Annotated in this window: 25 protein-coding genes; 13 read left to right on the forward strand and 12 right to left on the reverse strand. The window is 43.5% G+C overall.

Features of this window, described 5'->3' with window-relative positions; translation table 11 throughout:
- Positions 1–22 precede the first annotated feature (22 nt).
- The 7 genes from ispD to rlmD all read right to left on the reverse strand — a co-directional run bounded on the left by ispD (position 23) and on the right by rlmD (position 9,044).
- Entirely contained in the window at positions 23–715 is a 693-nt protein-coding gene (gene ispD / locus SWOO_RS17280; protein ID WP_012325952.1) for a 2-C-methyl-D-erythritol 4-phosphate cytidylyltransferase, read from the reverse strand.
- Between the two features lie 32 nt (positions 716–747).
- The gene (ftsB, locus tag SWOO_RS17285) at positions 748–1,047 is read right to left on the reverse strand and encodes a cell division protein FtsB (protein ID WP_012325953.1); all 300 of its coding nucleotides are present in this window, start codon (positions 1,045–1,047) and stop codon (positions 748–750) included.
- A gap of 153 nt (positions 1,048–1,200) precedes the next feature.
- On the reverse strand, positions 1,201–2,496 hold the full coding sequence (eno, locus tag SWOO_RS17290) for a phosphopyruvate hydratase (protein ID WP_012325954.1): 1,296 nt from the start codon (positions 2,494–2,496) through the stop codon (positions 1,201–1,203).
- A gap of 209 nt (positions 2,497–2,705) precedes the next feature.
- The gene (locus SWOO_RS17295) at positions 2,706–4,343 is read right to left on the reverse strand and encodes a CTP synthase (protein ID WP_012325955.1); all 1,638 of its coding nucleotides are present in this window, start codon (positions 4,341–4,343) and stop codon (positions 2,706–2,708) included.
- Between the two features lie 124 nt (positions 4,344–4,467).
- Positions 4,468–5,256 carry a nucleoside triphosphate pyrophosphohydrolase gene (mazG, locus tag SWOO_RS17300; protein ID WP_012325956.1) on the reverse strand — a complete coding sequence of 263 codons (789 nt, stop codon included), beginning with the start codon at positions 5,254–5,256 and terminating at the stop codon, positions 4,468–4,470.
- An 81-nt stretch (positions 5,257–5,337) separates the two neighbouring features.
- Entirely contained in the window at positions 5,338–7,545 is a 2,208-nt protein-coding gene (gene relA / locus SWOO_RS17305) for a GTP diphosphokinase (protein ID WP_012325957.1), read from the reverse strand.
- 167 nt (positions 7,546–7,712) lie between these two features.
- Positions 7,713–9,044, reverse strand: coding sequence for a 23S rRNA (uracil(1939)-C(5))-methyltransferase RlmD (gene rlmD / locus SWOO_RS17310; protein WP_012325958.1), 1,332 nt, complete (start codon positions 9,042–9,044; stop codon positions 7,713–7,715).
- Between the two features lie 97 nt (positions 9,045–9,141).
- Between rlmD and barA the strand changes: the two genes are divergently transcribed.
- The 6 genes from barA (at position 9,142) to SWOO_RS17340 (ending at position 16,617) form a co-directional block, all read left to right on the forward strand.
- Entirely contained in the window at positions 9,142–11,955 is a 2,814-nt protein-coding gene (gene barA, locus SWOO_RS17315) for a two-component sensor histidine kinase BarA (protein ID WP_012325959.1), read from the forward strand.
- Positions 11,930–12,535: a YjaG family protein gene (locus SWOO_RS17320; protein WP_012325960.1), complete on the forward strand. Its 606-nt coding sequence runs from the start codon at positions 11,930–11,932 to the stop codon at positions 12,533–12,535. The genes barA and SWOO_RS17320 overlap by 26 nt, the downstream gene beginning before the upstream one ends.
- Before the next feature lie 15 nt (positions 12,536–12,550).
- Positions 12,551–12,787, forward strand: a complete 237-nt coding sequence (locus SWOO_RS17325; RefSeq protein ID WP_012325961.1) for a DUF3319 domain-containing protein — start codon at positions 12,551–12,553, stop codon at positions 12,785–12,787.
- A gap of 126 nt (positions 12,788–12,913) precedes the next feature.
- Positions 12,914–13,891, forward strand: coding sequence for an AEC family transporter (locus SWOO_RS17330; RefSeq protein WP_012325962.1), 978 nt, complete (start codon positions 12,914–12,916; stop codon positions 13,889–13,891).
- A gap of 146 nt (positions 13,892–14,037) precedes the next feature.
- The gene (recN, locus tag SWOO_RS17335; protein ID WP_012325963.1) at positions 14,038–15,699 is read left to right on the forward strand and encodes a DNA repair protein RecN; all 1,662 of its coding nucleotides are present in this window, start codon (positions 14,038–14,040) and stop codon (positions 15,697–15,699) included.
- A gap of 198 nt (positions 15,700–15,897) precedes the next feature.
- Positions 15,898–16,617: a TorF family putative porin gene (locus tag SWOO_RS17340; protein WP_012325964.1), complete on the forward strand. Its 720-nt coding sequence runs from the start codon at positions 15,898–15,900 to the stop codon at positions 16,615–16,617.
- A 14-nt stretch (positions 16,618–16,631) separates the two neighbouring features.
- On the opposite strand, the gene SWOO_RS17345 is transcribed toward SWOO_RS17340, so the two are convergent.
- Together SWOO_RS17345 and SWOO_RS17350 are read right to left on the reverse strand one after the other, a co-directional pair.
- Entirely contained in the window at positions 16,632–18,941 is a 2,310-nt protein-coding gene (locus tag SWOO_RS17345) for a penicillin acylase family protein (protein WP_012325965.1), read from the reverse strand.
- Between the two features lie 113 nt (positions 18,942–19,054).
- Positions 19,055–19,321 carry a hypothetical protein gene (locus tag SWOO_RS17350; protein ID WP_012325966.1) on the reverse strand — a complete coding sequence of 89 codons (267 nt, stop codon included), beginning with the start codon at positions 19,319–19,321 and terminating at the stop codon, positions 19,055–19,057.
- A gap of 176 nt (positions 19,322–19,497) precedes the next feature.
- On the opposite strand from SWOO_RS17350, the gene SWOO_RS17355 reads away from it, so the two are divergent.
- Positions 19,498–19,749, forward strand: coding sequence for a hypothetical protein (locus tag SWOO_RS17355; RefSeq protein ID WP_012325967.1), 252 nt, complete (start codon positions 19,498–19,500; stop codon positions 19,747–19,749).
- 34 nt (positions 19,750–19,783) lie between these two features.
- Here the strand turns inward: SWOO_RS17355 and SWOO_RS17360 are convergent, their stop codons facing one another.
- A complete protein-coding gene (locus SWOO_RS17360; protein WP_012325968.1) occupies positions 19,784–20,782 on the reverse strand; it encodes an NADP-dependent oxidoreductase in 999 nt (332 codons plus the stop codon).
- Between the two features lie 163 nt (positions 20,783–20,945).
- Between SWOO_RS17360 and SWOO_RS17365 the strand changes: the two genes are divergently transcribed.
- From SWOO_RS17365 to SWOO_RS17390, 6 genes are all read left to right on the forward strand, one after another.
- On the forward strand, positions 20,946–21,431 hold the full coding sequence (locus tag SWOO_RS17365; protein WP_012325969.1) for a MarR family winged helix-turn-helix transcriptional regulator: 486 nt from the start codon (positions 20,946–20,948) through the stop codon (positions 21,429–21,431).
- Positions 21,432–21,649: 218 nt separating this feature from the next.
- Complete coding sequence (locus tag SWOO_RS17370) at positions 21,650–22,735, forward strand: ABC transporter substrate-binding protein (RefSeq protein WP_012325970.1); 1,086 nt, start codon at positions 21,650–21,652, stop codon at positions 22,733–22,735.
- 101 nt (positions 22,736–22,836) lie between these two features.
- Complete coding sequence (locus SWOO_RS17375) at positions 22,837–23,106, forward strand: ribbon-helix-helix domain-containing protein (RefSeq protein ID WP_012325971.1); 270 nt, start codon at positions 22,837–22,839, stop codon at positions 23,104–23,106.
- 96 nt (positions 23,107–23,202) lie between these two features.
- Positions 23,203–23,610 carry a VOC family protein gene (locus SWOO_RS17380; RefSeq protein WP_012325972.1) on the forward strand — a complete coding sequence of 136 codons (408 nt, stop codon included), beginning with the start codon at positions 23,203–23,205 and terminating at the stop codon, positions 23,608–23,610.
- A gap of 17 nt (positions 23,611–23,627) precedes the next feature.
- Positions 23,628–23,918, forward strand: a complete 291-nt coding sequence (locus SWOO_RS17385) for a putative quinol monooxygenase (protein ID WP_012325973.1) — start codon at positions 23,628–23,630, stop codon at positions 23,916–23,918.
- 313 nt (positions 23,919–24,231) lie between these two features.
- Positions 24,232–24,777 (forward strand): DUF3016 domain-containing protein, encoded by a 546-nt coding sequence (locus tag SWOO_RS17390; RefSeq protein WP_012325974.1) that lies wholly within the window; start codon positions 24,232–24,234, stop codon positions 24,775–24,777.
- 73 nt (positions 24,778–24,850) lie between these two features.
- Here the strand turns inward: SWOO_RS17390 and SWOO_RS17395 are convergent, their stop codons facing one another.
- Complete coding sequence (locus SWOO_RS17395; RefSeq protein WP_012325975.1) at positions 24,851–25,474, reverse strand: FMN-binding negative transcriptional regulator; 624 nt, start codon at positions 25,472–25,474, stop codon at positions 24,851–24,853.
- Positions 25,474–26,082, reverse strand: coding sequence for a GNAT family N-acetyltransferase (locus SWOO_RS17400; protein ID WP_012325976.1), 609 nt, complete (start codon positions 26,080–26,082; stop codon positions 25,474–25,476). The genes SWOO_RS17395 and SWOO_RS17400 overlap by 1 nt, the downstream gene beginning before the upstream one ends.
- Between the last annotated feature and the right edge of the window lie 69 nt (positions 26,083–26,151).

The following is a 26,151-nucleotide window of genomic DNA, read 5'->3' on the forward strand; positions in this document are numbered from 1 at the left end:
CGTTGAGATATTAGACCCCATTTTAAAGCTCATCAGCCAAAAATAGTTTGGCTAGTTTAAGATCGTCAGGATGAGTGATCTTAATGTTCTTTACATTACCTGATACTAAGCCTGGAGCATTTCCAGCCCACTCCATGGCCGAGGCTTCATCTGTAACTGTCACCCCCTGCCTAAGTGCCGATGCCAAGTTATCTCGCAGCGCAGAGCCTAAGAAAAGCTGAGGCGTCAAAGCGTGCCATAGCTGCTCCCTACACACGGTTTGCACTATAGTGCCACCTGTGTTGCTACGTTTCATGGTATCTCTAACTGGCGCAGCTAGAATTGCGCCTTGGGGGAACTCTAGGCGGGATGCAAGCAGTTTATCGATATCTTCATGGCTCAAGCAGGGACGTGCAGCATCGTGCACTAGAGCCCAGACATTATCTTCGACTTCACCTAGACAAGCTAACACTGAATCCGCTCGCTCACCGCCACCCACGACTGTGCGCAACTTAGGATTAGATGACTGGGATAAGGTATGAAACAGCGTATCTTCTGGGTGCAGTGCCACTATCACCACATCTATCTTAGGGTGAGTTAAAAGTACTGTTAATGTGATATTTAAGATAGGTACGCCGTTAATCTCCAGATACTGCTTTGGGATCTCAGAGCCCATACGACTGCCGATACCAGCCGCTGGCACAAGAGCGACGACCTTATCTTGGGGATCATTCATAATTGAAAACTCATACTTAATAAAAGGTAAAATTAATGATTTGAGAGCTGGCTAGTGCGTTTATCACCGACGACACGAAAAAAAGTCTCGCCTTTCTTAACCATGCCAAGCTCATTTCGAGCTCGTTCCTCTAACGCCTCTGTGCCACTACGAAGATCGATGATCTCCTCTCTTAAAACTTGATTTCTAGCGATCAACTTTGCATTGCTCGCCTCTTGAAGAGAGATCTGTTCTCGCAGCTGAAACGATTCCGGCAGGCTGTTTACTCCTAACCAAAGCTGGTATTGAAGCATGCCTAACAGTGACACTAAAAGGAGCAGGATACGTCGCATTGTAATTAAAAAGCCCGTCAGTGAAAATTCGACAATATTTTAGCGATAGTAACAAAAAAGGCCACCAAATGGTGACCTTTTCAAGCTTAGCAGTAATTTTATCCCTTTTAACCTGCTACCTAACTAAACAGATAAGCAGGTCAACAAAGATTATTATGCTTGGCCTTTAATTTCACTACGACCACGGTACGGCGCTTTCTCACCTAGCTGCTCTTCGATACGAAGCAGTTGGTTGTACTTAGCTACGCGATCAGAACGGCACAGTGAGCCCGTCTTAATTTGACCAGCTGAAGTAGCAACAGCAAGATCAGCAATGGTTGCATCTTCAGTTTCACCGCTACGGTGAGAGATAACCACGGTATAACCCGCTTCTTTAGCCATACGAATCGCTGCAAGCGTCTCAGTCAAAGAACCAATTTGGTTAAACTTGATCAAGATTGAGTTAGCGATGTTGTTGTCGATACCGCGCTTTAAGATCTTAGTGTTAGTCACGAATAGATCGTCACCGACAAGTTGGATCTTGTCACCCATGATTTGAGTCTGGTAAGCCCAACCTTCCCAATCTGATTCATCCAAACCATCTTCGATTGAAGCGATTGGATACTCTTCAGTCAATGACTTAAGAAAATCTGAGAAACCATTTGCAGAGAAGACTTTGCCTTCACCAGTTAGGTCATACTGACCATCTTTGTAGAACTCAGAAGCGGCACAATCAAGGGCAAGAGTCACATCTTCACCTAGCTTGTAACCCGCTTTCTCTACAGCAACCTTGATCATGGCAAGTGCATCAGCATTTGACGCTAGGTTAGGTGCAAAACCACCTTCGTCACCCACTGAAGTACTCAAACCTTTCTCTTGAAGAACTTTCTTCAGGCTGTGGAAGATCTCTGCGCCAACGCGAAGAGCTTCACGGAACGTCTTAGCACCAACAGGTTGTACCATAAACTCTTGGATATCAACGTTGTTATCAGCATGCTCGCCACCATTTAGGATATTCATCATAGGGACAGGCATAGAGAACTGACCAGGAGTTCCATTTAGCTCAGCGATATGTGCATATAAAGGCATACCCTTAAATGCAGCAGCAGCTTTAGCCGCAGCAAGAGAAACCGCAAGGATCGCGTTAGCGCCTAGCTTATCTTTGTTCTCTGTACCATCAAGGTCAATCATCAACTGATCAAGCTCAGCTTGAGCCGTTGCATCTTTACCCATTAAGGCATCACGGATTGGGCCATTGATGTTAGCAACAGCAGTCAATACACCTTTACCCAAGTAGCGAGCTTTGTCACCATCACGTAGCTCTAATGCTTCACGGCTACCAGTAGATGCACCTGACGGTGCAGCTGCCATACCGTTAAAGCCACCTTCTAAGTGAACTTCAGCTTCTACAGTTGGGTTACCACGTGAATCCATGATCTCACGACCAATGACATTAATAATTTTAGCCATAATTCCCTCGGTTTAAGTTTAAAAATGAAAAATAAAAATGAAATCTGTTCACCAAAATCGACATAACCAAAGCAACTCCTAAAGCTTCACTTTCTTGAAAGAGAGCGACTTTACTGCGTAACTACGCAGCTAACAATATGACTTTAGGATATCTACTCCATAGACAAAAAAGCCGCTCCCTAAAATAGGAAGCGGCTGAGTATTTGGTATTAGCCTAAATCGCGTTTCTGATGCGCGGCGGCTGCAGCAACAAACCCGACAAACAGTGGCTGTCCATCACGGGGAGTTGATGTAAATTCTGGGTGGAATTGACCTGCGACAAACCAAGGATGGTTCGGCAGCTCAATCATCTCGACAAGTTGACGGTCTGAAGACAGACCACTAAATACTAAGCCAGCTTTCTCAAGACGATCTTTATAATTGTTGTTAACTTCATAACGGTGGCGATGACGTTCAACACAAGTGTTAGCTTGGTAAGCTGCAGCAGCTTTAGTGCCCTCTTCAAGATGACATAGTTGTGCGCCTAAACGCATAGTACCACCTAGATCTGAGGTTTCATGGCGCTGCTCAACATTACCATCTTCATTTAGCCATTCGGTAATTAGACCGACGACTGGATGCGGTGTCTCTTTTTGGAACTCAGTTGAGTGAGCACCTTCAAGGCCTGCAACATGACGAGCAAACTCAATCAATGCCACCTGCATACCTAAACAGATGCCGAAATAGGGAAGATTGTTTTCACGGGCATACTTAGCCGCAAAAATTTTACCTTCAACACCACGCTCACCAAAACCACCTGGGACTAAGATACCATCTAAGCCTTCAAGCACTTCTTCGCCCTTAGCTTCGACAGTTTGAGAGTCGATATACTTGATATTAACCGAAACACGGTTAAATAAACCTGCATGCTTAAGTGCTTCATTGACAGACTTATATGCATCAGGCAGTTCAATGTATTTACCTACCATACCGATAGTCACATCACCAGTTGGGTTGGCTTCTTGGTAGATAACCTGCTCCCACTCGTGAAGATCAGCTTCTTTGCATTCAATACCAAAACGCTTAGTCACTAACTCATCTAAGCCTTGAGCTTTAAGCAGTGCAGGGATCTTGTAGATGCTATCAACATCTTTAAGAGAGATAACCGCGCGCTCTTCTACATTACAGAAGAGTGAAATTTTAGCTTTTTCATTTGCAGGAATAGCACGATCACCACGACAAACCAGTACATCAGGTGCAATACCGATGGAGCGAAGCTCTTTCACTGAGTGTTGTGTCGGTTTCGTTTTCACTTCACCTGCAGCGCCAAGGAATGGCACTAAAGTCAGATGCATAAACAGAGTGCGCTCGCGACCCAGTTCAACACCTAACTGACGAATTGATTCCAAAAATGGCAGAGACTCGATATCACCAACAGTGCCGCCAATCTCAACGATTGCCACATCATGCCCTTCACCGCCATCAAGCACTTTCTCTTTAATCGCATTGGTAATGTGTGGGATCACCTGAATAGTGGCACCTAAGTAGTCACCACGACGCTCTTTGCGAAGCACTTCAGAGTAGATACGACCAGTCGTAAAGTTATTACGACGGTTCATCTTGGTGCGAATGAAACGCTCATAGTGACCTAAATCAAGATCGGTTTCTGCGCCATCCTCTGTCACAAACACTTCACCGTGCTGTGTCGGGCTCATCGTTCCCGGATCCAAGTTAATATATGGATCCAGTTTCATAATGGTTACATTTAGGCCACGGGCCTCTAAAATTGCTGCTAACGATGCTGCTGCAATGCCTTTACCTAGTGATGAAACCACGCCACCAGTAACGAAGATATACCTTGTAGTCATTATGAACCTGAGAAAATGAGTTGGAAATATGTGCTTGCAATTTAGCACTAGGACGGGGCGATATTATACCAAAGCCCTAGCGATTCGACAAACAAGATTATTATAAAATTTTTTACTGAAGTGGCTATTCTCGTAATTTTACTTCATCCCAGTATTGATCTAGCTCATCTAAAGTGTGTTCTTCCATCGGCTTTTCAGCTTTATTTGCCAGCGATTCAACACCTCTAAAGCGGCGCTCAAATTTTCTGTTTGCCCCCCGTAATGCTTGCTCTGGCTCAACACCCAGATGCCGAGCAAGGTTCACCACCGCAAACAGTAGATCTCCCATCTCATCCTGAACCTTATCAGGGTTCACTTTTTCTTGCTCAACCTCATGTATTACTTCATCTATCTCTTCATGGATCTTATCCACTACAGGCCCAAGTTCAGCCCAATCGAAGCCAACACGAGCGACCCGTTTTTGAATTTTTACCGAACGAGATAACGCGGGTAACCCCACAGGAATATTATCTAAAATTGAATGCAGATCCCTCTCGCTACGCTCTTTAGCCTTAATCTGCTCCCAATTTTCTTTGACCTCATCGCTACTCGCGCCTTTAAGTGTTCCAAAGACATGGGGGTGACGCGAAGTAAGTTTATTACAGATTTTCTCTACCACATCGGCAAAATCAAACAGTCCCTGCTCTTTACCTAATTGGCAATAAAAGACCACCTGAAACAGCAGATCTCCCAGCTCATCGGGAAGCTCATCGATAGCCATTCTCTCAATGGTATCAGCCACTTCATAGGCCTCTTCGAGGGTAAATGGCACTATTGTTTCAAAGCGTTGCGCTTTATCCCATGGACATCCGGTTTGAGGGTCCCTCAACTTAGCCATAATATCGAGCAGAGGTTGAATATCATTATTTTGCATAGCTAAGCCCTAAAATTGTTGCTTATATTAGTTGGTCTTAAAATGAAAATGACGACCTAAGTCGCCATTTTCTAGAGGTCATTAAAGCCGTCTGGCTTCACTCACCCCTTCCACTTGGGTAATTTTAGATATGACACGTGAAAGTCCATCTAAATTATACAGCTCAAGTTCCAACTCAATCGCCGCTGTCTGAGTTTTAACATCCGATGAGGAACTCATCGCCATCACATGTGACTTTTCGGCCGCCAGCACTGAGGTGAGATCCCTAAGCAGCCCTGAACGGTCATTGGCGATAACGCGTAAACGTATCTTATAGCCACCAGAGTAATGCTCCCCCCACACCACATCGACCGTGCGCTCAGGGTGAACTCGCATCAACTCTTTAACCTGCTCACAATCGGCGCGGTGCACAGATATCCCTCGACCTTTAGTGATGAAACCGAAGATCTCATCACCCGGCACAGGCTGACAGCAACGCGCAATATGGCTCATCAAATTACCGACGCCATTGACCTCGACCTGACCTTTGCCCTCTTTCTTAGCTTTTATGCCACTCTTCTTAACCAGATCTTCAACAGCGGTTTCATCGTCAACCTGATTGATGCGCATCTGGCTCTGAACATGGTTAACCACTTGATTAAGTCGTACATCTCCACCGCCAATACTCGCAAGCAGATCATCCATACTAACAAGATTGAAGCGCTCAACCGCGCTTTGGGCATCTTTTAACTTAAGCCCAGCTCTAGCCAGTTCAGACTCCAACATCTCTTTACCAGCAACAATATTTTTATCTCTATCTTGCTGCTTAAACCAGTGCTGTATTTTAGAGCGGGCACGAGAAGTACGGATATAACCTAAGTTAGGGTTTAACCAATCACGCTTGGGATTAGGGTGCTTTGAGGTGATTATCTCGACACGCTCACCTGTTTCCACTTGGTAGGTAAAAGGCACAATACGGCCATCAACCTTAGCACCGATACACTTATGTCCCACATGGGAGTGAATATAGTAGGCAAAATCAAGCACGCTAGACCCAGATGGCAGATCCACCACTTCACCACTTGGCGTAAAGACATACACTCTGTCTTCAAATACCTGACTACGCACCTCTTCGACTAAGTTGCCACTTTCAGCCACATCTTCCTGCCACTGAAGGATCTTACGTAGCCAGTTTATCTTCTCTTCGTAGCCACTTTGCTTACCACCACCTGCGCCCTCTTTATATTTCCAGTGGGCGGCGACACCTAACTCTGCATCTTCATGCATCTGCTCAGTTCGGATCTGGATCTCGACGGTTTTCCCTTCGGGTCCTACAACAATGGTATGGATAGATTGGTAACCATTTGGTTTAGGGTTTGCGACATAATCATCAAACTCACGTGGGATATGATGCCAAAGGGTATGAACCACCCCAAGGGCGCCATAGCAGTCCTGCAACCTGTCGGTGACTATCCGCACTGCGCGAACATCAAATAACTCATCGAACTTAAGATCTTTGCCCTTCATCTTCTTCCAGATGCTGTAGATATGCTTAGGGCGGCCATAGACCTTGGCCCTTATCTGATCTTTATCTAATCTGGCCTGAAGCTGGGCAACAAAATCATCAATAAACGTTTCGCGATCCAGACGCTTACCATCTAGCTGCTTGGCTATCTCTTTATAGGTCTCTGGGTGCAGGTAGCGAAAAGAGATATCCTCAAGCTCCCATTTAAGTTGACCTATACCTAGTCGGTTAGCGAGAGGCGCATAGATATCGGCAATCTCACGGGCCAGCAGTACCCGCGTCTCCTCATCGGAGTTTTTCACTTCACGTAGCAGACAGATCCGCTCGGCAAGCTTAATGACCACGGCGCGCACATCTTCCACCATCGCCAGTAACATACGGCGGATATTATCTATTTTCACATCGCTGGTGCGAGAGTCATTATCCACCTTAAGGGCACCGATGGCATTCATGGTTTCAACACTCATGACCAAGCGGCTTAACTCGGCACCAAATCGCTCTTCAAGATCCTCTTGAGAGATGATGCCAGCTTCAAACACCACAAACAGAACCGATGCCTGCAGGGTTTCGATATCCATATTCAGTGGCGCCAAGATCTCTATCATCTCTCTGGCACGTTGGAGCTGCATACTATTATCCTGCTGGCTCCCACTCACCATGGTATCGATTCGACAGAGCAGTTCGAGCAGAGTTTGAGCCTCATCAGTATCACTAATGTAGCGGTTAACCCACTCCTCTAGTTGAAAATTAGGATCACTAAAGTGCGCTTCTCGAACTGATACCATCTCAATTTCGTCCTTAACTTTGAATCAAAATATGTGCTACAAAAATCCTGCAGCACAAATCAATAATATAGCTATCTTCAGCATTGAGCAGTCATTGTCAATTAACAAAGGCTGAATATCACTTGTTTAGCTAAATTTTCATCACATTAGCTTAATTGAAGCTGAAATTAACTCAACTCAAACAGTGCCATAGCCTCAATGTGATGTGTTTGAGGGAACATATCGACTAAGCCCAATTTTTTAAGCTTATAACCATGCTTTAGCAAAGGCTCACTGTCTCTGGCTAGGCTCGAGGGATCGCAAGAAACATAAACAATTGATTTAGGTTTCATCTTCTTTAACCATTGCAAACTCTCAAACGCCCCAGCTCTTGCAGGGTCGAGCAGTAACTTATCTACTTTACCTAGCCAAGGCTCTTTAGAGAGATCAGCGCTTAAGTCGGTATGAAAGAAGGTTACATCAGACAAATCACTCTGCTTAGCATTGATTCTGGCCTGTGCCACCATCTCAGGGACCCCTTCTACACCGATCACTTCAGCGCCAGATTTGGCTAGAGGTAGACTGAAATTTCCGACACCACAGAAAAGATCTAGCACTCGTTCATCAGCTTTTACATCCAGCCATTGAACCGCCTGATCAACCATCGCTCTGTTTATCTCACCATTGACTTGAACAAAGTTTCCCGGTGTAAAGCTCAATTTAATATCACTGTTTAATGTGTAAAAAGGCAGCTCTTTTGGCCCTTTAATTACCAAGAGTTCACCTTCATTGCCCTGAACAATCAGATTAACTTTATGCTCCTGTGCAAAAGAGAGCAGCTTCTCTTTGTCCTTATCCGAGAGCTCCTTAGTCGCTCTAACCACCACAAACTGACCATTATCTACATCAATAAGCTCTACATGACCCAGCGCTCTTCTACTGGCCAGTTGATTTAATAGCTTAGATAAAGGCGAGATTAACTCAGACAGAGATTTGGCTAACACAGGGCAAGAGGAGATATCAATCACCTCTTTACTCGACTGAGCTCTAAAGCCTAATGTGGTTCTCTTTGTTTCTTGATGATAAAAAGTAGCTAAACGAGCACGGCGACGATAATGCCATTGTTCGCCTATAATAGCTGGAACTAAGGCTTCTGCTTCAGTGTGGCTTAATTTCGCCATTAAACTTACTAATGCAGACTCTTTATGAAGTCGTTGCTTCTCAAGGCTAAGGTGCTGAAGATCGCAGCCACCACATTGATGATAATGTGCACATTTGGGCTCAACACGGTCGATAGAGTGAGTCTCAAGATTCAATAACTTCGCTCTTGAGTACCGTTTTTTCTGTTCAGTGAGCTGAACCATGGCTTTTTCCCCGGGTAATACACCGGGAATAAACACAACTTTGCCGTTATGTTGAGCAATGCCAGCCCCCAAATGATCCAATCGGGTGACCTGGAGTGATACTTTCGCCGAAAGTTGCTTTGAACTGTTTGGTTTTGCTTTAAAAAACTGTGCCATTTAGGCCTCTAAATCAATAATAATACTGGCCAAGACTGCCTGACTTCTGGCAGTCTAGTGTTAACTGTGTCAAGAACCGAGTAGATCAGCGAACCTAATGAATAAAGCCGACAACATGACCAAATATAGCCTGAGATCATGGGTGCTTGTATTGGCGTTAGCTCCAACTATCCTCGTTGGGATCTTATTAGGCAGCTATTTTACCATAAATCGTTTCTATGAACTCGAAGAAACACTCATTGAGCAGGGTGGAAATATCATTGAGCCACTCGCTATTGCCGCCGAGATAGGTCTCGAGAAGCAAGATTTTGAAACCACTAAAAAATTGATCACAGCAGCCCAACTCAACAAATCCTCTCTAGTTCAGTTTATTGCCATTTTCGATACTGAAAATCGCGTTATTGTCACCTCTCACCACTACAAAGATCATGAGCTTATGCGCTATGATCAACCATTAAGCAGCCTGATGAGGACAGAGCTTGAACAGGTAGGTGACAGCTTGATTCTGCGTAGCCCTATCTTCTCATCAGATCATGAACTTAAACTGACAAATTTCGGTGACAGAGACTCCCAGCAAATATCAGCCGCTAAGCTGGGTTATATTGCGATACTGGTGAATAAAGAAAATTCACTTCTTGAGCAACATAGAGCTGCCGTTGCAGCCTTTATAATTGTCCTGATCGGCGTGCAACTTAATTTACTCTTTACCTTCCGTCTGGTTAAAAATGTGACCCAACCTATTACGGAGATGGTGAGGGTCGTGGCAAAAATTCGTGAAGGTAAACTGGACACCCGGGTCGATGGAAATCTTATTGGTGAGCTGGATCTGCTTAAACGCGGTATTAATGCCATGGCAAGCTCGCTCTCTGAATACCATGACGAGATGCAACAAAATATCGATCAGGCCACCTCAGATCTGAGGGAAACACTGGAACAGATTGAGATCCAAAACGTCGAGCTGGATTTAGCGAAGAAAAGAGCCCTTGAGGCCAGCCGGATAAAATCTGAGTTTTTAGCCAACATGTCCCACGAACTTAGAACCCCACTTAATGGTGTCATCGGATTCGCCAAACAGCTACTGAAAACGCCCCTGCATACGAGTCAACAGGACTACATCAACACCATAGAGAAGAGTGCAACTAACCTTCTTGAGATAATTAACGACATCTTAGACTTCTCTAAATTGGAGGCAGGAAAGCTGGTATTAGAGAGCCTACCTTTCGCCCTACGCGAACTAGTTGGTGATACAGTAACTATCCTATCAAACAGTGCCCGAGAGAAAGATATTGAGCTCGTTATCGACATAGATCAATCAGTCCCCGAAGCCTTGTGCGGCGATCCTATGCGAATTGGTCAGATCCTAACAAACTTAATAGGCAATGCTATCAAGTTCACCGATAGCGGTAGTGTTCACTTAAGTCTTAAGCTCACTGATGGCAGCAAAGATAAAGTAAACATCAGGTGCGAGATAACAGATACAGGGATTGGTATAGACCCTCAGCAGCAGGAGATTCTTTTTCAAGCCTTTGGCCAAGCAGACTCCTCAATTTCACGTCGCTTTGGCGGTACTGGACTGGGTTTAATTATCACTAAGCGTCTGGTTAACCGTATGGGTGGCCAGATAGGGTGTAACTCTAAAGCCAACGAAGGCTCAACGTTCTGGTTTACCCTTCCATTAGAAACCAGCCAATACCCGGTAGGTCACTTCCTCACAACAGAGAAACTGCTCAACAAGTCGATGTTACTTATCGAGCCAAGAGAGTTGTCTAACAAGACACTACTCAAACAGTTTCAATACTGGGGGATGAAAACAACCAATATTGGCTCAACGAGCCAACTTGCAGAGTGCTCACTACCTGATTCCAAGAAATATGACTATGCCGTCGTGAGCTGCAAAGCGCTCAACCCCGATAAGGACACCACTGAACAGCTAAAATCCATTAAAGACTTATCTCAATTTGTCCTCTACCTTGTGTGTACGAATGAGCAAGACACTCACACCATATTTGATACCGTAGATAAAATATTACCGGCTCCAATCAATGAAAAGGTTTTAGCTGAAATACTTATCGATCCAAAATCCGATACAAGCAGTCCACACCAATTAGAGGAACACGCCCAAGTTGAGCCTATAGCCAGAGAGAACCTCAACGTATTAGCGGTCGATGATAACCCTGCAAACCTCAAATTAATCGATACCCTACTAAAAGAGTTAGTGAGCCAAGTCACAGTGGTAGACAATGGTCAGGGGGCTGTGAATATCGCCCAAGAGCGCAGTTTCGATCTCATCTTCATGGATATTCAGATGCCAGGTACAGATGGGATTAGTGCCACTAAGCAGATTAGACAACACTCGCTTAACCGTAACACACCGATCATTGCGGTGACCGCCCATGCGATTGCTGAAGAGCGGGAGATGATCCAACAAAGCGGTATGGATGGTTATCTGCCTAAACCTATCGATGAAGCGGCGTTAAAGAGCGTGATCAACCGCTGGAAAACGCGCCCTAAGTTTACCCATTTCGACCCCTTTACCCTTAACTGGGAGCTGTGCCTCACACAAGCCAATCAGAAGCCAGATTTGGCACTGGATATGCTCAAGATGTTAGTGGCATCACTGCCTGAAACCACAGCTCAGATAAAACAGGCATTAGAGGAGTTTAATCAAGACTCTATGCTCGCCTCAGTGCATAAACTCCATGGCGCATGCTGTTATTGTGGCGTACCTACCACACAAAAGCTTTGTCAGGAGATAGAATCAAGTTTGAAACGCGGCTCGGCCGTTGCCGATGTCGAACCTGAAATACTAGAGTTACTTGACGAGCTAACTAAGGTAGAATCAGCCGCAAATCAAGTGATATCACAGTTATCAACGGATGTAATAGATGACAACCAAACTAGGCTTCTTTAAACGTGTAAAAGCATTAGATTTCCAACAGAAAAAAGTATTTGCAATAGCCCTATGTCAGCGCATGTTGCCCAACTACCAACTTTTCTCTGAGGTCTGTGAATTTGGTGATCCTCAGGTATTAGACACAGTGCTAAATCTGTTGTGGCAATCCAGTTATGATTCAAAATTAAAGCTCAATATCGATATCTACTTAGAAAGGTTGGAGCTAAACACCCCAGATCCGGCTAATTTTGATGTCTACGGTGTCTACCCTGCGATGGATGCAACCACAGCATTAATTGCCCTTTTGAGTGCACTGCAAAGCAAAATTGAGGAAGATATTGTCAACATCAGTAAATTGTCATCGAGTACAGTGGCGAACTATATTGAAGCAATTTCAGATGTTGAACTTGATGAAGAAGCATTCGACGATTTTATCTTCAACCATGAAGTAATGCTCGATGAGAAAGCACTGCAGGAAAACTTGCTGACCCTTATTGAAGACAACCCTAAACTCAATGCTGAGTTTATAAAATCCCTGCGCAAAGAGATTGTCGATGCAGGCGTATCTAACATAGGTGTAGGAATGCAGGAAGGCTAACCTTTCTGTTTAATTATGCGTAAGTTAATTTATCAAGGTTTTATTTTAACGAACAACCGAGGATTAACTGATAGCTGGTCACTATCAATTGGTGGACAAACTCGAACAGGTTCACTGTTTGAACTAAGAAGGCAGATCAATTTCTATTGCGAACTTGGTGTGTTACCACCTAACAGAAATACGATTCAGACTAAGGTTAATGCTACGCCGCTAAAGCAGCGCACCTCATCTCGTCGCAATACAACGAAATAAGTTTAGGCTGAGCAAACTCCTGCTCAGCCTAATTTTCTTTTATCATAAATAATAAATAGATCATAGTTCCTGCTCCTTCAGGTATGGTATTTTAACTGAGTATCACGCCAATCTGGAATTGCTTTAATGTCACCAATCTTAACCCCGCTGTTTGCTGTACTCGCCATGATGTTATTAGGCTCCTTAGTACAGAAACTCAAGATTTTGCCAATTGATACGGATCTGGTGCTAAACCAGTACGTCTATTACGTGGCATTTCCAGCCATCATGTTAATCGCACTGGCAGAGACCCCAATCCACGAGATACTACAGTGGGGTTTTATCGCTGGATACAGCTTAGCGATGCTGCTGACTTACCTATTGGTAGTTTTGGTTTCACACATCACCAATAAGGGGCGTGCCGATCTGGCGGCGCTTAGGGCATTAAATACCACATTCGGCAATACCGCTTTTATCGGGATCCCTCTCCTATCTATGCTCTATCCTGAGCAGCAAAGCGCGCTTACCGCAGCAGCCATTGCCAGCTTGCTCTCCGTTATCGTTTTTGCTTTAGTGCTGGTATCAATTGAACTTTATCAGGAAAAAGGCGACAACAAGAGAGAGAGAAAACAGTCCCCCTTGCTGATTATCACACTCTCCTTAATACAGAATCCAGTAGTCATTGGCAGTGCTATTGGTGTATTCCTATCTGCCATTGAGTTTAAACTGTTCGAGCCTCTCTCCATCATGCTGAGAGATATCGGTATGACATCCAGTCCCTGTGCACTCTTTGCTATCGGTATGGTGCTTGTAAAAGCGAGCGGCAACCACGAGATCAGCCACCAGAAACCAAAATGGCTCGACTTAATTGCCGAGTTGAGCTGGATAAACCTAGCTAAATTGTTCATTCAGCCTGCGCTGGCCTATATTTTATTATCAGCGTTTGGAATTGAGGGTGACTACTTCATTATGGGAGTCCTGTTAGCAGCCCTTCCGACCGCAGCTAGCGTCTATCTACTTGCTGAACGATATCAAGTTAAGGTAATGGTGAGTGCCCAAGCCATTATGTTAGGGACACTGTTAAGCATTGTAACCTTGCCCTTAATACAAAGTTTTTTGCATTAGAACTAACTGAATAATCACTTGATAACCAAAGTGTTTAAAGCGTATGCTCCGTTAGTAAAAGGTTAATTTTCACACAAGGCTTTACTGTATTTATGAACAGTATATACTGTTCATAAATACAGTACCCAAAGTGAAGGGGTCTCATCATGCTTTGCCAACTCAGCATTAATAATTTTGCCATTGTTCGATTTCTCGAATTGGATTTTAAACCTGGAATGACCAGCATTACAGGTGAAACAGGTGCAGGTAAATCTATTGCAATTGACGCCTTGGGGCTCTGTCTTGGCAATCGTGCCGATGCCAGTACCGTTCGCCCCGGAGCATCGAAAGCTGAAGTCAGTGCAAGATTTTCATTAGGTGATGTCCCCTTAGCAAAGCGTTGGCTTGAAGATAATGACCTTGAACTAGATCAGGAGTGTATTTTAAGGCGAACCATCAACAGTGATGGACGCTCAAGAGCTTACATAAACGGCAACCCAGTCCCACTCATTCAGCTTAAAAGCCTAGGACAGCTACTAATTGGCATCCATGGTCAGCATGCTCATCACGCTATGTTGAAGAGTGAGCACCAGCTAACTCTATTAGACAGTTATGCTAACCACAGACTGCTACTCGAAGCCGTTTCTGCAGGTTATCAGCGTTGCAAATTAATAGAGAAAGAGCTTAAGGCACTACAGCAAACTCAACATGAACGTATCGCACGTAAGCAGTTACTCCAATATCAAGTTGAAGAGCTCAATGAGTTTGCCCTCAATGAGGGAGAGTTTGAGGAGATTGAAGCTGAGCACAAGAAACTTGCCAATGGTACGGCCCTTATTCAGGCCTGCAAAAGTGAACTCTATATTCTACAAGAGAATGAACAGGGCAGTGTTGAATCACAGATAAATGCTGGTATCACTCAAGCTCAAGAGCTCGAAAGTTACGATCCTGCTCTAAAAAGCATAGTTAATATGCTTAATGATGCGCTTATCCAAATTCAGGAAAGCAGCAGTGAAATAGAGCGTTATTTAGATAAATTAGAGCTAGATCCTGAGTATTTTGAGCAGCTTGAACAGAGACTATCTAAATTAATGCAGCTTTCACGCAAACATCAGGTACTTCCTTGCGCCCTCTATGAGCATCATCAGGAGCTACTAACTGAGCTTAGCTCACTAGATTCAGACGAAGACGCACTCACTCAGCTGGAGGAGCAAGTCAATGCCAGCAGAGAGAGCTACCTTGCTCACGCTAAAAAGCTAAGCCAAAGCCGTAGTCGATATGCCAAAGAGTTAGATAAAAAGGTCACTCAATCGATACATGAACTCAGCATGCCAAAGGGCAAATTCTGTATCTCAGTCACCTTCAATGAAGAGCAGATCTCACCTAACGGCTGTGACAGCATAGAGTTTCAGGTCTCGACCAATCCTGGCCAACCAATGCAAGCCATCTCTAAGGTTGCATCAGGTGGTGAGCTCTCACGTATCGGACTTGGCATTCAAGTGATCACCGCGAAAAAAGTATCGACACCGACACTGATTTTTGACGAAGTGGATGTGGGGATTTCGGGTCCAACTGCCGCAGTTGTAGGGCGTATGCTTCGCTCTCTTGGAGACTCGACTCAAGTATTTTGTGTGACCCACCTGCCTCAGGTTGCGGGTAACGGTCACCAACATATGTTCGTCAACAAGCACAGTAAAGCAGGTAAAACGGAAACCTCTATGGTCTCTTTAGATAAGCTGCAACGTATTGAGGAGTTAGCAAGATTACTTGGCGGCGATGTCATCACCAGCAATACACTAGCCAACGCCAAAGAGCTACTTCAGGGCTAACTCCAACATTATACCGATTGGTATTAATCACACTTTAGCGGGCATCACCGGTGCCCGCTTACTCTTCCTCAGCAAAACCACCTTTACCTTAAGTGCTATCGCCTCAAGTAAATATTAGAAATAGAGAGATCTATGCTCTATATTTTATACTGATTGGTATTAACCATATGCTAATACAACAGTAAAAAGGCAAAGGATATGAATTATTTACTGAAAAGCTTATTCGCGTTTCTATTGTTCGGTCTATTTCCTACCCAAGGCCAAGGAGAGGTCAACTATTTCGGCTATATCGCAGCGACCACAGATCATAGAGCCTACGGTGTATCACTGACACAGAAGGATCCCGCCATGCAGTTACATGCAGGATTAGCGACGGAAAATGGTTTCTATGTGGGCACCTTTATCTCGACATTTAATTTTATCGATGACGCTAGCCCCTATGAAGCGGGAGAGAACCTTGAAACGGATCTGTACGCTGGTTACCGTTTTGGGTTAAGCGAGGAGCTTGTCTTGTCCGTCACCCTCTATCAATACCTTATTCAAGGCACTGACAGAGGGATAAATCTAGACTTTACCGAGCTCATGATTGACCTATACAGCCCCTACGGTCAATTCTCCTTTAGCCATACTCTAAACGATATATTAGGGGACCTAAGCCAAGACAGCGCTTACCGAGTTGAATATAACAAAACCCTTGCTTTATGGGACACAGGCCTGTCGCTAGACATTCAACTTGGTCATTGGAATACAAAAGATGCCTTAGGTGAAGCCTATCTCTATTATAACCTCGGTATAAGCGCTCCTATCGGACCAGTCATGGCATGTATTGCCTACAATGGCACCGATAACTCGGGAGAGGCGCTGTTTGGCGATATAGCAGAAGGAACCTACTACGCCAAATTAACCTGGGCATTCTAATCACTGTATAGATTTCAATTACCAGCTTTAATCGTTATCTTATGCAAAATCTCACTGGGCAACAAAGCGGTACTCTTTTGCTTGGCATAATCATCAAAACCACTACGATAATAATCAGATAAAGGGTGGCCTGATTGTCCACCAGGAACCATCATCACAGCCTGTTCTTCCAAACCTGGCTGAATAATAAAACGTTGAGATGCGCCAAAAGATCCTCGTTGAACCGCAGGCATAAAGGAGTCACCATAACCTGCTACTTTTGGCATATCTAGAAAGCGGCTTAATAGAGGGATTTGCCTGCTAAAAGGATGCTTTATCTCTAATTGATTGACCTTGCCCCATTGCAGATCTTCAAGTTCCCCCGCTTCACTATGTTTAGCGAGCAGACCTGTAACCGATGCTTGGTAGCTAGAGATGATAAATTCGTCCCAACTACTGTATTGTTCTGGAAGCCAACTCTCTGGCTGCTCAGTAATAATTTGCCAAATTGCAGGCTCTAAATAACGCTTCACAACAGATAAACTTAACTCTATCTCATTCAACTCAGTTTCAAGTGGGGCAAAAACCGTATCTATCAGCTGAGTTCTAAACCCTCTCACCAATGTATACCCTACAGAATCAGCACAGGCACACTTCTGCCAGTCTCTTAGCAGCTGAATATCTTTAGCAAAACGCGTAGGTTGAGTAGCCAGTAGTCTGATCAGATATTGGTGCCATGAACTTAAAAAACGAGCTTCGTTATCCAGTTGAAGCTTTAAGAAAGACGCCTCTGTAAAACTTGTCGATTCAAACAATCTATCTCTTATCTGTTGAGCCCTAGCCCCCAACGCATAACCGCCATCACCAAAGCGCGTAGCCGCTTGTGACGACATAACTCTGGAGTTTGCAGACCATAACCGTTGGGACTCAGGATTATAAACTTGAGGCAAAACAGCTTCATCTTCCATCCAAGCGTTAATTTGAAACCTGTTGGCCTTTTGAGCTGTATTACTGGGGTTTGTGCGTGAAGGAACAGCGCCAGCGGGGGTCCAGCCAGCGTTACCATCACTGTCCACCAGCATGATATTTTGCACCGGAATACCAAAGCGAGTGGCCAAGGTGAGTCCCTGCTCAACACTATCAGCGGTTTCCAACGCCATAAGCTCCATATCCACCGCATAGTCGCGATGAGCAACCCAAGAGAGTCCATAAGCCTGCTCATTAACCCACTTAACGGGTCCAAACCTTGAAAGCTCGATAGTGTACTCAATATTGCTGTCAGGTAATACGATGGTCTCAACCTCTGTTAAGATTTTATCCGCTGGCGTTAACGCCACCCAATCAGCGGTATCGATATAGGCGTTAGTAAATCCCCATGCAAGCAGACCGTTTGTCCCCACCACAATAGCTGGCGCGCCAGGCAGAGAAACACCTGTCACTTGCACCTTTTCTCTCTTGTTACCTAAGGTGTTTATGTAATTGAGCTGCGCGCGATACCAGATAATGGGCGCAGCCAGTGATAGATGCATATCATCAGATAACATCCCCTTACCGCTTTGAGTTAGCTCCCCTGTCACAGCCCAGTTATTACTGCCTATGTCCAGAGGCTCCTCGATATCTGTCATCTTTGCCGCAAGCAGGCTTGAAGGTGATAATCTTGGTATTGCGCCAGACTTAGTAGGAAGTAAGCTGCCATCAAGCGCTGCCTGATAGGAACTATTTTGTATGATGAAAGCCAACATCTCTTGACCATGTAGCTGCTCTATCTGGGTTAACACCATATCTCTTGTTGGTGTCCTCCCTTGAAGATCCAGATACATGCTATAGATAACCAGTAAGCTATCAGCAGGGACCCATGGCTTAGGTTTTGTCCCTGTCGCAAGGTACTCAAACGAATCAAGGTGTTGCTCAGCAAGGGCATCGTTAACCCCATTGGCATAGGTCTGTAGCATCATCTTTTCAGTTATCGGCAGGCTAGCCACTATCCCCTCTGCGCGTTTCCTGAACTGATGGAAGCGGCGATTTTTATCCAAAGGAAGTGCCTTCTCTCCAAAAATCTCAGACAGCTCACCAGCAGCATTACGCCTTAACAGGTCCATCTGAAAAAACCTGTCCTGCCCATGAGCAAAGCCTAATCCATAAGTCACATCTTTTCGGCTCTGACCTGTGATAACAGCCGTACCTAAACGATCACGCTCCAGTGTTATATCTTTAGAGATGTGAGCACTAAGCAACTCGCCTGAAAGTCGAGGTAAACTCAAATTCAAGGCCAAGTAGATGCCACAAGAGAGGATAAAAACCAGTGATAATGTACTGATAAGGAATATTTTTATTATTTTATACATTAACTAACACCATGGTTTATGAGCTTTTACATCATGATATATCAAGTTAGTTAAATGTTATATTTCTAATAAAAATATTCCATAAGTGATAAAGATTAAGATAGAAAATAGTCTTACATGCATTGAGCCAATGCGCCTTTCTTGGTTGCTGCCATCACGCAACCACGTTCACTATCTGATGCGGCCTTGCAATCAGCCATCATGGTTTTACCATCGGGAGCCATGCTACCAAGCACTTTTTGTGCATGCTTGACCACCTCAGAACATTTTTCAACAGGCACAGGATCATAGTTGCTACATCCACTAAGTGACAATAATGATCCAGCCATTAATACCAATATCACTCTACCCACACCATTTCGGTTATCAGAACTAGACATATTTCACCCTCAAGGTTCTTCTCATTGATACTCAAAGACTAGATGAGATCTGTAACTTCTGCCTTTCTAGTAAAGCTAAATACCAATTTATATGTCTCAAACTTCGGCCTGCCTAATCTTGACTTGAAGATGATTAAACGTAAGCTAAATACAACTTATTCAACTCTATTAGAACAATGGCTAAACCCAATAAGAAAGGCCCTACACGAACCGTCGATATCTTCTGCGCTAAGTGTAAAACCCAACTCTTTAAATATCGAAAAGGGGGAAAAGGGGCATTAGTTAAATGCTTTAAAGAGCGGATAGTAGAAGATCACACACAAACACCCTGCATCTGCCCCGGTTGTGGGCAAGAGTTTGCACGAGACACATTAGTAAGGGGCACGCCTTCATTAAAGATGATTGGCGGTAAAGTCAGCTTTAAATAAAAGGGCCAAAACGGCCCTTAATTTTATTCGGTGGTTAAGCTAATTTCACCACCATTTTACCACAATTCTTACCTTCAAATAGCCCGATAAAAGCAGTTGAGGCATTCTCCAGCCCCTCATAAACCGTCTGCTCAGCCTTAACGGCACCAGTAGTAAGCCATTGGCCCATCTCTTTAGCAAACTCAGGATAATGTGCCCAATGTTCAAACACGATAAACCCTTCAACTCTTAATTTTTTAATGATGATCATAGCAAGGTTACTTGGACCAGGAGTGGGTACGGTATCATTGTACTGTGCAATCATGCCGCACACCGCAATTCTTCCATGATCATTCATATTATCCAGTGCTGCTGAAAGGTGCTCCCCACCTACATTCTCAAAATAAACATCCACACCTTCTTGAGCCGCCTCTTTCAATGCTTCACTCAAATTACTCACTGTTTTATAGTTAATCACAGCATCGACCCCTAAACTTTTTAAGTAAGCCGCTTTTTCATCAGAGCCAACGGACGCGATCACTTTCGCCCCAATTAGCTTGCCAAGCTGGCATGCAATACTTCCTACAGCACCAGAAGCTGCCGACACAAACAGTGTCTCTCCAGCTTTAAGCTCAGAAATTCGGGTTAATCCAGTCCAGGCTGTCATTCCCGGCATGCCTAAAACACCAAGAAAATGTGATTCACTTAGCGAGATATCTGGTAGCTTAGTGTGCTCATTGCCATCAGTCACATAATGACTCCGCCAACCTAACATGCTGGTAACTTTACTCCCCACAGGAAACTCTGCATGACGAGACTCAATCACCTCCCCTATCGCACCACCATCAAGAACTTCACCTAAATTAAATGGTGCAATATAACTCTCCCTGTCAATCATTCGCCCGCGCATATAAGGGTCAACAGACATCCATAAGTTTTTGACTAAAAACTCTCCCTCTTTGACTTCTGGCAATGACAAAGATGCAATTTTAAAATTATCAGGAGTAGGAACTCCCTCTGGTCGTGAGTTAAGTAAGATCTGTTGAGCCTGCATAAACACCTCTTTTACTTTGCGCGCTAATTAATTGTGATAAACTCTACTATCAAACTCAGACAAAGACAACTACTTTGCGCGCAAAGCATATTTCATTAGCGAAGTTAGATTCGTGCTGAGATAAACTCAATAGTTAACAGATAACTGACACATTAAGGTCTATATGGTGAAAAATAGCTCAACTCTGAAGATAAATGATGCGGAACTCACAAATGATAATCAGCAGAGCCAATCTCTATCAGATAATGTTTGTTTTGCGCTATATACCGCTGGAAATGCTTTAGTGCGTGCGTATCGACCATTATTAGAGCAGTGCGATCTTACCTACCCACAATACTTAGTCATGCAAGCATTATGGCTAAACGATGGTGCCAGCTTGACTGATCTATCTCGAGAGACGCGGCTTGATCTCGGTACGCTAACCCCGATAGTAAAGCGTCTAGAAGCTAAATCGTTATTAGTTAGGCGCATCGACAGCCAAGATGAGCGTAAAAAGGTCATTCAAGTCACTCCTTCTGGTATTGCACTAAAACAAGAAGCTCTGTCACTCAAACAGGTGCTTTTAAGTAAGGTCAGCATTTCAGAACAAGAGATAGACTCCTTACGTGATCTATGTCTGACATTAATTGATGATTTAAACCAAAAATAGCTTAATTAATTAAGTAGATAATCTAGCTGTTAATGCATCTTCGTATATCCAATGAATATTTCTCATTAAAACAGTTAAAAGTGAAAATTCCACTTGCGATAAATGGCTTCATGGAGAATACTTTTACTGGGGACCAGACCAATGAAAACTGATTTAAAATAGTGTATTAGATTAGGAGTTTGTACTTCTATCTCGCCATGCACAGCAGAAGGATCACTATGCGTTATATTATTCTGTTAGCTAGCACTTTAGCTATGGTCTCTCCAATCTCACATGCAACAGAGATCCTACGAATATTTACCTGGGACGGTTACGTCACCCCCCAAGATCTCACCGCAATTAATCAGCAACTCAAAGTTCACGACTACAATATTGAAGCTCAAGTCATTAGCCCGCTTGCGTCTGGCCCTGAGCAGATGTTTGATGTTATCCGCTCCGGCAAATGTGATATCTCATTTCTGACCCTTAATTACATCAAGATGCAGGAGGAGAAAACCGCCAAGCTTCTTCAGGTTATCAACACTCAGTCTCCCAGAATGCCTAACTACAAGAAGCTAAAAGCTGAGCTAACAGCACTTCCTATGGGAGTTGTTAAGCAGGGAAGTGTCTATATCCCCTTTGGAGGTGGAGCCTATGGCATATGGGCTAACATGAATAAGTTAACGATTGATGAGTTGCCAGTATCCGTAAAAGATCTCTGGGATGATAAGTGGACAGGTAAACTCTCTCTGGCCAAAGGGCAGATCCAGCCAAATATTGCTCTAGTCATGCTCTCTATGGACAAGCCCCCTTTCTATATTAACGACCTCATCAACTCAGGTCATAGACGACAAGCGATGCAGTTTGTTGCAGATGAAGCACAGCTCCAGACTAACCTTTTATATCAACAGGTCCACTCCTTTTGGGATGGGACTCCTAGCTATGATCAGGAGCTACTATTAACCTCAAGCTATGGTGTTGAGATTGAGAATAAAAATGCTGAGGGTGGTCAATGGCAATATGTTCAGTTTGAAGAGGGTAGTACTGTTTGGCTCGATACCATCAACTTTGCTAAACACTTAAGTGGAGCAAAACTCGAAGCAGCCGAAATCGTCGCTAACTACTTTATCGGAAAATCCGTTCAGAATCGGCTCGTCAATGAGTTAGGCATGGTATCGGTTAGCAATCTTGTCGAAAACAATCCATTACTCGATAACAATCCAGACTTTTTTTCCAAACAGATGTTCTGGCAACCTTATGACAAAACCGCCGACAACATCATGGACCTCATGTCAGATGCTGCGATGACACAAGCTATTCCATAGCGCTTAAAAACCTACAGGTTACGTTCAAGACAGAGCCAAAAATTTTGACAGCAGGATAAAAACAGAACAAAATTCTCGGTTTGAAGTTAGCAGGTTTAATTATGTGCCAGATATTCTCACAGCAGCCCATTGAGCACTACCAATACATAACCCGAGCAATCCGTATTGATGGCCATGCCACCAGTGTCAAACTCGAGCTCAGCTTCTGGGAGATACTGGAACAGATAGCAAACAATCAAGAGATGTCTGTGCCGAAATTTATCAGCAATATCTACAAAGAATCGATGGCACACAATGGTGGCGTCACCAATCTAGCCTCGATACTTCGCTGCTCATGTCTTATCTACCTTAAGCAATCGACGTCCGTATAGAGGCAAAAATCCACCATTTATCTCCTGTCGTACTCCAGTACTACCTAGCAATAGAGTGACAGGAATATGCTAGCTTCTTTTTAAAGAGAGGCTCAAGTGAATACCCATACAAGCAAACTGATTCATACCATGATCCGCGTCAGAGATCTGGATAGCTCCATCGCCTTTTACCAAACAGCACTTGGACTTGAGATAAAAGAGCAGTTCATTTTCGACGGATTCACCTTAACTTACCTGGGTAATCAGGCAACTGATTTCGAACTCGAACTCACCTATAACCATGATGTTGACAATGACTATAGCCATGGCAGCGGGTATGGGCATATAGCCGTGTGTGTCGAAGATATTGAAGAGAGCTTCCGCAGGCTCATCTTGTTAGATATGCAACCCACAGATATTAAACATCTCAAGCATAAAGATACTCATCTCGCGAGTTTCTTTTTTATCCAAGATCCCGATGGATACAAAATCGAATTTCTTCAACGTAGCAAAAGATACCGTTAATACAAACAGGAGCCGTAATGATAAACCTAATTGCCACATTCCAAGCAAAAACTGGAAAAGAGACCGAGTTAAAACGCTTACTGTTAGCCATGCTAGCCCCAACCCGTAATGAACCAGGCTCAGTGAGCTACAAGCTATTTAATGTTCGCAATGACTCAACTACATTTATCTTTCAGGAGTCATTTTCCAATCAAGCAGCGTTCGAGGAACACTGTCAACAGCCACACTTCACACAGCTATTAACGCAACTTGATGGACTGCTTGAGCATGAACCTGAGATAAAGTTTTTAGAACTGTTAGATATTTAGTGGCTATAAATTAACTTTCATTGGCCTTCAAACAAATAAGGAATAATTCCCTTGTTAAATTAATGGAACATAAGTATTAAAATAAATACATCATAAATAAAGCCAATATAACCAAGGTGTTGATTTAAGTGACATTGATACAATATAAAAATGGTAAAACCTTAATATGAAATAAACTAGAGATTAAACTTAATCAACAAAGCTTGAATGGGTTAATAAAAAGGATAAAATGCATTGTCCAAACGATGTTATACGTTTCAACAATGTGGCATTTAAATTCCCACTAATATTAACCAATTTGAAAGGAGTTAGTATGAAATATGTATTTTCATTACTTACATTGATATTCATGGCGATATTAACAGGGTGTACATCAACGGCCGAAAACGCACCCGTTGATAATTACATCACCCATGATGGCAACCTTGCCATCATCTGGAAAAATCCCAATCAGTATACAGATATAGAATCAACCATCTGGCTGCAATCTAAATTTACCCCCTACCTGTTTACAGAGCTTACAGAGGAGCTAGGCAAACAGGTTAATCCTGTACTAGGAAAAGATCAGAAACTAGACATTATGGTCACCAATCTTGATTTGGCTGGCGATGTTCAACCCACCTTTGGTGCCTCAGCAGATGATATCAGGGTTGTATCTGAGCTCTACCCGCCAAGAATCAATTTCGATTATAGCTTAAGTCAAAATGGCAAAGTGATTAAATCTGGCTCAGAGAAACTGCAAAACATGAGTTTCTTATTTGGTATTCAACCAATTACGAGTCAACCTTTTGCATATGAATCAGATCTATTAAAGAAATGGTTTAAAAAAGAGATAAAGCCCGATTTGATTAAAAAATAAAGAAATATCGAGGTGGCTAAAATAGCACCTCGAAAAATTAAGTTAAAATAAAAATGGTATGTATAAAATTTTATCAACTATTCGTTTCCCCTAACCCAACACCCACCTTTTTCATATAATTAAGTAACGAAATAGCATCCGTGTTACTTTGAATTTTTAAGCCATTTACCACACCGAGTTGATCTGCAGGTTTTCTATTTTGACCTAATTTTTGTTTTCCTAGCATCTGAGTGATATTGATTTTAAATCCTATCACCCCCTTCACTAACCTATCTCGATACTCATCAGTAAGAGTCTCACCAGTGTTCAGCAGTTCAGGCTCATAAGCCCTCACCGTTTCATCTAATATCTTAATGGTGTCAGCAACAGGTAACAGCTTCATCTCTCCATGGATGTGCACTGCAGCATAGTTCCAAGTTGGTACCGCTGGCGATGAGACATACCAGGTCGGTGATATGTAGCTATGCGGCCCTTGAAGAATAACCATCACAGTACAGCCATCTTGTGTTGCCAAATGTTGGTTAGCTCTAGAGAAGTGTCCATAGAGCGTACCTAGCTCCCCTTCGGATCTTTGCAGCAAAAAAGGAAGGTGATTAGCTTCAAGTTGTTCAGAGATAATGGCCCCAAAACTAAAGGCCTCAATAAACTGATGAATGAGCTCACGGCTCTCAATCTTCATGGTTTTAGGTATGTGCATTAACTGGCCTCCATTTTCCCCTGTAAAACTGATTTCACTTGCGGCCAATCTTGCTCAATAATGCTATAGATTGCTGTGTTTCTATAGCTGCCACCGGGCAAAATTCTACTATTACGTAATATCCCCTCAAACTCAGCCCCAATACGCAAAATGGCACTGCGAGACTGTTCATTTTTTGCATGGGTTTTAATCTCTACTCTGATGGCATCTAATACTTCAAACCCATGCTGCAAGAGTAAATATTTTGCTTGAGTATTCACATGACTACGCTGAAATTCTGGTGTGATAAAGGTATGGCCTATCTCTATATTCCTATCATCGCGCCTAATTGAGCAGTACCGAGTACTGCCTATCACCTTTTGACTTTGCTTATCGATAATCACAAAGGGAACTTGGTTACCTAACTCCTGCTCTACAAGCGCTTTTTCTATCCAAGCAGCTGTCATTTCGAGACTTTTACAAGGATTAGGCACTACCCATTGCCACAGTTTTTCATGATTACCAGCAAGCTGAAACCCCGCTACATCTTCTCTGGTTAATGGTCTTAGTTGGATATCCTTAGATTCCAATGTGATGGGATGGGGAGTAAAACGAGTTGATGTGTGCAAGTAAGCTCTCCGGTTCAAATTGATATGGTGATTTTTGCATCATCTGGTATAAATAAAAGACCCAGATAT

Source organism: Shewanella woodyi ATCC 51908 (assembly GCF_000019525.1).
Taxonomy (GTDB): domain Bacteria; phylum Pseudomonadota; class Gammaproteobacteria; order Enterobacterales; family Shewanellaceae; genus Shewanella; species Shewanella woodyi.

Bases quoted from the DNA above. Each gene is read 5' to 3' on its own strand.
- SWOO_RS17355 (WP_012325967.1), top strand. From the start codon at position 19,498: ATGGCTAAACCCAATAAGAAAGGCCCTACACGAACCGTCGATATCTTC.
- SWOO_RS17330 (WP_012325962.1), top strand. From the start codon at position 12,914: ATGTCACCAATCTTAACCCCGCTGTTTGCTGTACTCGCCATGATGTTA.
- SWOO_RS17385 (WP_012325973.1), top strand. From the start codon at position 23,628: ATGATAAACCTAATTGCCACATTCCAAGCAAAAACTGGAAAAGAGACC.
- SWOO_RS17375 (WP_012325971.1), top strand. From the start codon at position 22,837: ATGTGCCAGATATTCTCACAGCAGCCCATTGAGCACTACCAATACATA.
- rlmD (WP_012325958.1), bottom strand. From the start codon at position 9,044: ATGGCACAGTTTTTTAAAGCAAAACCAAACAGTTCAAAGCAACTTTCG.
- SWOO_RS17295 (WP_012325955.1), bottom strand. From the start codon at position 4,343: ATGACTACAAGGTATATCTTCGTTACTGGTGGCGTGGTTTCATCACTA.
- mazG (WP_012325956.1), bottom strand. From the start codon at position 5,256: ATGCAAAATAATGATATTCAACCTCTGCTCGATATTATGGCTAAGTTG.
- SWOO_RS17370 (WP_012325970.1), top strand. From the start codon at position 21,650: ATGCGTTATATTATTCTGTTAGCTAGCACTTTAGCTATGGTCTCTCCA.
- recN (WP_012325963.1), top strand. From the start codon at position 14,038: ATGCTTTGCCAACTCAGCATTAATAATTTTGCCATTGTTCGATTTCTC.
- ftsB (WP_012325953.1), bottom strand. From the start codon at position 1,047: ATGCGACGTATCCTGCTCCTTTTAGTGTCACTGTTAGGCATGCTTCAA.
- SWOO_RS17360 (WP_012325968.1), bottom strand. From the start codon at position 20,782: ATGCAGGCTCAACAGATCTTACTTAACTCACGACCAGAGGGAGTTCCT.
- eno (WP_012325954.1), bottom strand. From the start codon at position 2,496: ATGGCTAAAATTATTAATGTCATTGGTCGTGAGATCATGGATTCACGT.
- SWOO_RS17340 (WP_012325964.1), top strand. From the start codon at position 15,898: ATGAATTATTTACTGAAAAGCTTATTCGCGTTTCTATTGTTCGGTCTA.
- SWOO_RS17395 (WP_012325975.1), bottom strand. From the start codon at position 25,474: ATGCACATACCTAAAACCATGAAGATTGAGAGCCGTGAGCTCATTCAT.
- SWOO_RS17350 (WP_012325966.1), bottom strand. From the start codon at position 19,321: ATGTCTAGTTCTGATAACCGAAATGGTGTGGGTAGAGTGATATTGGTA.
- SWOO_RS17365 (WP_012325969.1), top strand. From the start codon at position 20,946: ATGGTGAAAAATAGCTCAACTCTGAAGATAAATGATGCGGAACTCACA.
- ispD (WP_012325952.1), bottom strand. From the start codon at position 715: ATGAATGATCCCCAAGATAAGGTCGTCGCTCTTGTGCCAGCGGCTGGT.
- relA (WP_012325957.1), bottom strand. From the start codon at position 7,545: ATGGTATCAGTTCGAGAAGCGCACTTTAGTGATCCTAATTTTCAACTA.
- SWOO_RS17345 (WP_012325965.1), bottom strand. From the start codon at position 18,941: ATGTATAAAATAATAAAAATATTCCTTATCAGTACATTATCACTGGTT.
- SWOO_RS17325 (WP_012325961.1), top strand. From the start codon at position 12,551: ATGCGTAAGTTAATTTATCAAGGTTTTATTTTAACGAACAACCGAGGA.
- SWOO_RS17320 (WP_012325960.1), top strand. From the start codon at position 11,930: ATGACAACCAAACTAGGCTTCTTTAAACGTGTAAAAGCATTAGATTTC.
- barA (WP_012325959.1), top strand. From the start codon at position 9,142: ATGAATAAAGCCGACAACATGACCAAATATAGCCTGAGATCATGGGTG.
- SWOO_RS17390 (WP_012325974.1), top strand. From the start codon at position 24,232: ATGAAATATGTATTTTCATTACTTACATTGATATTCATGGCGATATTA.